Source organism: Pseudoalteromonas sp. SR45-5, assembly GCF_014163565.1.
In the GTDB taxonomy this organism is placed as follows: Bacteria; Pseudomonadota; Gammaproteobacteria; order Enterobacterales; family Alteromonadaceae; genus Pseudoalteromonas; species Pseudoalteromonas distincta.
The window spans coordinates 1-932 of sequence record NZ_JACJDN010000965.1; the positions used below are offsets into that span (position 1 = coordinate 1).

Consider the following 932-nt stretch of genomic DNA (forward strand, 5'->3'; position numbering starts at 1 on the left):
AGCAAACAATATATCTAAGTCGTCTTGCTCTTCTTCTGTTTTCTTTTTAAGTGCGCTTGCATTAGAAGCCCGCAGTTCAACACTAATTGCTTCTAAGTAACCTTCAACTTCTTGGCGTTTTGTTGTTACATATTCATCGGTGTATGTAACTGCATTGAGCGTTGCCTGTGCTTTTTCAAAATACTGCCTTGCAGAGCCAACCATACTCGCTGAGCGGGCAGATAAGCCACGTTTTATTTGGCTTTCGATATTAATACGCAGTTGTAGTTTTTCAAGACGTTTATCTTCTAAAACAAAAACTTGGCTATCAATACGACCTTTATTATGTTCAGAGCGTAAAATTGAGCGTAATTTTTTAATACCTTGAATTAGGCCAACAAGCTGCTTGTCATTACTCGGTAGCGTTAGGGCTTCACTGCTGTTGTCTAGAACTGCATTGGTGAGGTGCGTTTTAGCCTCACCTAAGCGGCTTTTGAGTGCTTTGGATGTTGGCGAACTAGTAACCATCGTGTTTAATGCTTCGTAAATACGGCGTTGCAATACACGGATTATATTTTCAGAAAGAGGTATATTGGCACTATTCATTAGTGCTTCTTCTGTTTCTTCTATTATAGCTTTTTGTTTTGTTAGCTCTTTGCGGCGTTCCGCTTCTTGTTTTTCTTTGTGTTGTTGTACAGCACTTACCCAAAGTGCAATCACAATCAATGCAACTATAAGCACTATTATAATAGAAACGATCATGGTGTAATTCTCGGATATATAACCTAATTATTTAATCTTACATTAAATATACGTTAACAGGGTAGCTTTGCGCCGATTAACTTAAAAAATACACCAAAAAATTGATAGGTTGAGCTCTTTATAAACCGTAGTCACCCTAAGGGCTTATAAACTAAAGCTGAATAAACATCGCTACCTCAAGCATATTTATT

The 932-nt window shown here is 37.4% G+C and carries 1 protein-coding gene; it reads right to left on the reverse strand.

The window, feature by feature from the left end:
• Positions 1-741, reverse strand: a 741-nt coding sequence (locus H5072_RS20390; RefSeq protein WP_182694629.1) for a hypothetical protein, incomplete at its 3' end; no start/stop codon positions are given.
• Between the last annotated feature and the right edge of the window lie 191 nt (positions 742-932).